General features: G+C 63.9%; 5 protein-coding genes, 1 tRNA gene and 1 pseudogene. 3 read left to right on the top strand and 4 right to left on the bottom strand.

Annotated features, from left to right (window positions below; genetic code table 11):
* The 3 genes and pseudogenes from ACIBW7_RS41060 to ACIBW7_RS41050 all read right to left on the bottom strand — a co-directional run.
* Positions 1-534 (bottom strand): annotated as a pseudogene (locus ACIBW7_RS41060) (hypothetical protein); the annotation flags it as partial.
* 269 nt (positions 535-803) lie between these two features.
* Positions 804-1,652, bottom strand: a complete 849-nt coding sequence (locus ACIBW7_RS41055) for a hypothetical protein (RefSeq protein WP_397056205.1) — start codon at positions 1,650-1,652, stop codon at positions 804-806.
* On the bottom strand, positions 1,652-2,377 hold the full coding sequence (locus ACIBW7_RS41050) for a ParA family protein (RefSeq protein WP_397056203.1): 726 nt from the start codon (positions 2,375-2,377) through the stop codon (positions 1,652-1,654). Before ACIBW7_RS41050 ends, ACIBW7_RS41055 begins: the two co-directional genes overlap by 1 nt.
* A 330-nt stretch (positions 2,378-2,707) precedes the next feature.
* Between ACIBW7_RS41050 and ACIBW7_RS41045 the strand changes: the two genes are divergently transcribed.
* The 3 genes from ACIBW7_RS41045 to ACIBW7_RS41035 all read left to right on the top strand — a co-directional run bounded on the left by ACIBW7_RS41045 (position 2,708) and on the right by ACIBW7_RS41035 (position 4,568).
* Complete coding sequence (locus ACIBW7_RS41045) at positions 2,708-3,544, top strand: DUF1542 domain-containing protein (protein ID WP_397056201.1); 837 nt, start codon at positions 2,708-2,710, stop codon at positions 3,542-3,544.
* 292 nt (positions 3,545-3,836) lie between these two features.
* Positions 3,837-3,909 (top strand) — tRNA-Arg (locus ACIBW7_RS41040).
* A gap of 170 nt (positions 3,910-4,079) precedes the next feature.
* Positions 4,080-4,568: a DUF4265 domain-containing protein gene (locus tag ACIBW7_RS41035; RefSeq protein WP_397056199.1), complete on the top strand. Its 489-nt coding sequence runs from the start codon at positions 4,080-4,082 to the stop codon at positions 4,566-4,568.
* A gap of 474 nt (positions 4,569-5,042) precedes the next feature.
* Here the strand turns inward: ACIBW7_RS41035 and ACIBW7_RS41030 are convergent, their stop codons facing one another.
* A complete protein-coding gene (locus ACIBW7_RS41030; RefSeq protein ID WP_397056198.1) occupies positions 5,043-5,306 on the bottom strand; it encodes a hypothetical protein in 264 nt (87 codons plus the stop codon).
* Positions 5,307-5,706: the final 400 nt, after the last annotated feature.

Here is a 5,706-nt window from a genome sequence, read left to right as displayed (position 1 = left end):
ACCCCGAGCAGTCAACGGCGCCGAAAGCTCCTTGCCCTCCACCGCGACAGGCGCAACACCCGAAGAAGCAACCTCAATAGCGGAAATCAATGGAAGTGCCGAACGCTCGATGTTCAAAAACGCCAGGGGCGCGGAGAACTTCGCACCCGGAATCATCGGTGGAATCGAAAGTTCATTACTCGGAACCCCGAGAGGCACATCGAGTTCCGCACCGGGAACCGCGAGTGGTGCCGGAAGTTCCTTCCCCAGAACTTCAGCTGGCGTGATTTCCGAAGGTGCGGCGGAATCCGCTACCGCGGGAATCGGAGTGGGCAATGGCGGCCCATCCGTCGGAACCTCGATGCCGGGAACCGAAATCTGATCCGGGCCTTCGAATGTCCCGATACCCGGAATGGTCAGCGGTTGCGCTGACGCCTGACCTCCTGCGAGCAGTGTCGCGGCAATCGCCGCGCCTGCCATGACTCCCGCGCCGACGGCCCATGGGAGCACGCGCCGCAGGAAACGAGAATATCGACCCTCCGTAGTTGATGCCATGATCCGGTCCTCCGATGCTCTTATCGAAGTTCCTGGCTGGCCGTGCGACGCCGCATTGCATTGGCGTGTAGGACTTCACCAAGACCTCGAATGAATTCGAAAACCATCACGGTGATCTGTCGTCCAGCGGATCCGAGCGCCATATTTCGCGTATTCCGCGCCAATTATGCGACACGACACGCGCATTGACGATAACAAAAGTGTAACTAAACTGAAATGCCCCGCCGCAGAATCGCTTCCGCAGCGGGGCATTCCGGCACCAAAATAGCTCAGGCGATGATCTGCTCTTCGATCTGTTCGGCGAGAGTTCGCAGTTTCGCGGCGAATTCGCGCGCCGCCACCGGATCATTGTTCGAGCCCTTGACAACTCGTCGCGTCAGCGCGGCGAACCGCGATTCCACCGCGGCGAACAGATCGACGGCCCGCACATTCGATTGGTCCCGCAACTCCCCGCGCAGCCATGCCTGCAGCAATTCGACCACCTCGGCCTTGTCGAACCGCTCGGGCAGCAGCGCGACGGCCTCACGGAGTTTGCCCGCGGTGACCTTCACATCGTCGACACCGGCGATCGTGGTGTACACGGTGACCGCCGCATCCTCGCCGTGCTGGGCGGCCACCGGCAGCAGTTCGCGAACCTGCCCCTCATTGATGGCGGGCGCGACCGGATGCAGTTTGGCGGCCAGCGGCCAGGCCCGAATCAGCTTGTGCGCGTATGACCGCTGCATATCCCAACGCTGCTCCACGTAATCGTCGAAGCTCGCGTGCCGATCCCGGTAGAGCCGACCGTCGCGCACTATTTGCAGCGCGCGACCGGCCGACCAGAAGGCGACCCGCAGGCCGTCGATCGAGGATTCGCAGGCCGTCAACTGCGCCTGTTCGCGATCGTCGAGCGGCCCGTCCAGTTCGGTTTCGTTCGGTGCGGGCAGCGGCATCGTCAATACATTCGCCTCGACCGCCGGCGCGATCACCTCCAGCGACGCCGCGCTCAGCGGACCCGTTCGCCACTCGGCATCCCGCAGCGGGGATACCGGCGGCGTGTGCTCGGCACTATCCGCCAACGGATTCGCGCCGCCGATCGAGCCTTTACCGATGGAACCCTTCCTACGCTGCGGAGGCATCAGGCGGGCACCTCCACCGCGACCCGGTAAGGACTCACCAACTCCTCGCCGACCTGCCGATATTCACCGAGATCCATGATCGGATTCTCGGCGCCCTCACCGACCTCCCCGTCGGCCGCCTCCCGATACCACTTCCACGCACTCAAATAGGATTCGAATACGTCGTAGCCCGCATCCTCCAGATTTCCACGCTGCGTACGGTATTCGGTCGATACGTTCACGCCGTTCTTCATCGTCACCGGCACCTTGGTCATCAGTACCCGCACCCGGATCTCGCGGCCACTATCCGCCGCGGCCTCCTCGGCGGCCTTATAGGTACTCGGCACCCGCTTGACCTCCGATGGGCTGACGCTGGTCAACAGAATCAGCTCATCGCTCTGCGGTATGGCGGCCTTGAATATCTCGGCCGATTCACCACCGGCATCGACGATGATCACATCGAATTTCCCGGCATTGTCGGTAATGCAGTCGTCGACGTGCCGGGACGGGAAGGCGATCAGCTTGAACGGCACCTCGATTCCGCCCCTGAGCAGCCGCCGATACCAGGAATATCCGGTCTGACTGAGCGGGTCGGCGTCGATGACGAGCACACGCAATTCGTGGACCTGCGCGAAATATGAGGCCAAGAAAAATGCTGATGTCGTCTTGCCGACGCCGCCTTTGAGGTTTCCGAGCGTTATGACCAGCGGTTCGGGTATTTCCAGTGGCGCAACAGAATTCTTCATGGACAGTCCTCCGAGGGTGAGGATGGTCAGCTGTGGCGGGGCCAAGTTTCGCACAGCGGAGTTCAATTTCCGCTCATTGCGGACATGCCATTTCCGCGCGCGCGAGCGCTGTGCCCGATTTGGGCGGCAAAGCTGTGTCCAATTGGACACACCCGACCACCCTGTCGCGATCCGACACCGACCGGACAGATCCTCGAGGGCACCGATCAGATCCAACGTCTGGTCATCGACCGCCGGCTCGCCGGACAATAGAGGCAGCGGGTCAACGCCCGCCACGAAGCTCGGCCGAGTCTCAGCAAGCCACCAGTAAACTCGGGTGTGACCTGGTCGATGACGAAAGGGACGCGAGCGATGCTGTGGGTACTGATCGGCGTTGTAATCCTGCTCGCGGCGGCCTACGTCATCTATCAGACGCAACAGAGCAAACAGCGCACGGCACGGGAGTTCGACGATGCGGCCGCCGACGCCAGGCAGATGATCGAGCGACTCGCGGGTCAGGTCTACAACCTCACCGGCAGCAACGAGGCGGCTAAGCAGGCACTCGCCGACGCCTCGGAGCGGCATATCGCGGCCGGCTCACAGATCGAGCAAGCCCGCACACCCGCCCAAGCGCGGCTGGCGAAGCAGACCGCGGTCGAGGGCATGTACTACATCCGCGCGGCGCGCACTGCGATGTTGATGGATCCGGGCCCGGTGATTCCGGCGCTGGACGGTCAGGACACCGCCGGGCGGGTCACCGAGAAGCGGGTCGTCGAATACGAGGGCCGCGACGTCGCCGCTTCGCCGAATCCCTCCGCGGAAACGCCGAATTACTATCCGGGCGGCCGCGTCGCCGGGCGGCCGGTACCCGCGGGCTGGTACTCCGAGCCGTGGTGGCGGCCCGCATTGATCGGCGGCGCTTGGGGTTTGGGTTCGGCGCTGCTGTTCTCCTCGCTGTTCTCCGGAATGTCCGGCGTCGGGTATGACGCGCAGGGGTTCGAAAGTGGTTACGGCGAGGGCTATCAGGACGCGCTCGACGCGGCGGGTGGGGATCAGGGGTACGACTCGGGTGATCAGGGCGGGTACTCCGACGATCAGGGTGGGTACGACTCGGGCGGTGGGTGCGACGGCGGCGGTTTCGACGGCGGCGGGTACGACTCGGGCGGCGGATTCGACGGCGGGTTCTGACGGGGCGGGTTCGACGGCAGGTTCTGACGAACGGGACTGCGCGTGAGCCATTCGAGTAGTTGCGGCCGCGCAAGCGCAGGCCGACGTGACTGGAGTGATCAGCCCCAGAGCACACGTCACGACCCGGATAGCCATCTACAACTCTTGACTACCAACTAAATTGTCTGAGACAGTTACCCGACCTCGGTCGACCCCAACCGATCTCGACCCCAACCAAATCGATTCAACCCGCCCGCCCCCGACCCGGTAGACTCCCCTCGTCCCACCCGGTGCCCCCGGCACCACCAGTTCAGCCCTCGTAGCTCAGGGGATAGAGCACCGCTCTCCTAAAGCGGGTGTCGCAGGTTCGAATCCTGCCGAGGGCACAACATTTCCGCAGGTCATCCGCGCATTTTCCGGAGGTATACGACCTCCGAACCGGCTCGAGTACGCAGAGACGGCAGTAGCGGATGTTCGCGAGATCGACTGGCGGCGAATGGCTGAGGCTCACTCGAACGACCGGAACGCGGCATAGCGGATGTTGGATGATGGTTCGGTGACCGACATCAGTGACGACCATGTGAAGGTCCACTTCCGTATGGACATCGACGAGCACGGCTGGCCGCCGGCGAGCGTCGAGAGCCTGTGGGCGGTGATCCTCGGTGACGGCACGGTGCGGTTGGACAACACACCCTGGTTCGTCCGCGGAGTCGCCTGCGACGACATCATCACGGTGCAGCCGGATCATGAAGGTGTTCTCTGGGCCGGGAGGACGGTCCAGCCGTCGCAGAACTGCACTATCCGCTTGATCGTGCTGAAGGACAACGGCTCGGCTGCCGCCCGGCAGAGTGTGCTGAAGGCCTTCGACCGCCTCGGCACGACAGGCGAAGGCATCGAGTGCTACCGGATGGTGGCCTTGGGTGTACCGCCGGAGGCGGACCTGCCGAAGATCCGCAAGCTGTTGGAACACGGTGCAGAACAGGGGTGGTGGCACTGGGAGGAAGGGTGTGTCACCGCAGCCTGGAAAGCCACTGCTCGAGCGTGAGAGCGGCAGCACCCGGCCTCTAGCATGCCGGGGTTGTTGGGAAACGGGCCGTCGTAGCCACCCTCAGACCCCCTCCGGCGCCGGCGATGAGAACACGAACGTCAAAATCTTCGTGGCGATCGCTTCCGCCTCATTCCGTGCTGCACGCTCGACTTCGGTGATCTCGCTACTCTGCTGAGTCATTCGCATCTCTTATCGGTGTGCCAGTGCTTCCTTCCGGAGAGGCAGCCTGCCCCACAATCCCTCCGCTCACAGCGAAATGCGGGGTGCTGCATGGTTTTTGGCACCCGGTGCCGGACGCAATCCGGTCCCTGGGGCTACCGGCGGTGGGCAAGTGGCTGAGCTGGTGCCGCGAACAGGGCTGGACCGCACCGGCCCTGCCCGCGTCGGCAGGGCGGTCCACCCCGCCGGACTCCGACACCCCGGTAAACTCGCGCACCGCGATCGACCGGGCCGATCTCGCAGGGACGTGGCTCAGTCGTCGTCGAGTCGGGGCACCAGGATGACGACGATGCCGATTCGCCGGATCCACCGCAGCAGCGTTGTCTTCACGTGCTGCCACCCCAAGTCGAGAAGCAGGCACCCGGCGACTGGTACCGCTGTCCAGTGGGCTCCGAGTTGCACTGCGGGCCAAGGCGTTGTTGCCGTGTCGACGATCAGGTCGACGGCCAGGGTCACGCTTGCCCAGCGGTGACGTCGGCCGAAGGACACGACCGGCCCGGCAAACGGGTTCACCATTTCTGCGTCCATCCATTCGAGGGGGTTCGGATGAATGAGATTGAACTGGCGCGGCCGTGCTCCGGGAACACCGGATCGCGTGCGGATCGCGTGCGCTTGGTGTGCTTCGGCGCCTGTTGGTTGGACCGGCGAATTCCGACACCGAGTCCAGGCTGATTTCAGCGCCGCCGCCGGGTGACCACCGCGCTTGCGTCCAGGCGAATTCCGACACCACTTACACCACCGGTCGTTCTCACGAAACAGCCCCGGCCGCAGCGGGCCTTTTGTTCAACCCACGTGACGCGGCAGCCGCGGTTACCGGCAGCTCACGATGGCCGCACTGCCGGGGTGCCCGATCTCGCGTAACCAGGCAGGGCTTTTGTCGAGGCACCCATACGACGAGAACCGACCATCAGACGCA

Source organism: Nocardia sp. NPDC049526, assembly GCF_044465765.1.
GTDB lineage: Bacteria > Actinomycetota > Actinomycetes > Mycobacteriales > Mycobacteriaceae > Nocardia.
Note: the sequence above shows the minus strand (reverse complement) of the source record. Positions and strands in the feature narration are given on the sequence as shown.

Excerpts from the sequence above, each read along its gene's own strand:
- ACIBW7_RS41045 (WP_397056201.1), top strand. The coding sequence starts at position 2,708 with ATGACGAAAGGGACGCGAGCGATGCTGTGGGTACTGATCGGCGTTGTA.
- ACIBW7_RS41030 (WP_397056198.1), bottom strand. The coding sequence starts at position 5,306 with ATGGTGAACCCGTTTGCCGGGCCGGTCGTGTCCTTCGGCCGACGTCAC.
- ACIBW7_RS41050 (WP_397056203.1), bottom strand. The coding sequence starts at position 2,377 with ATGAAGAATTCTGTTGCGCCACTGGAAATACCCGAACCGCTGGTCATA.
- ACIBW7_RS41055 (WP_397056205.1), bottom strand. The coding sequence starts at position 1,652 with ATGCCTCCGCAGCGTAGGAAGGGTTCCATCGGTAAAGGCTCGATCGGC.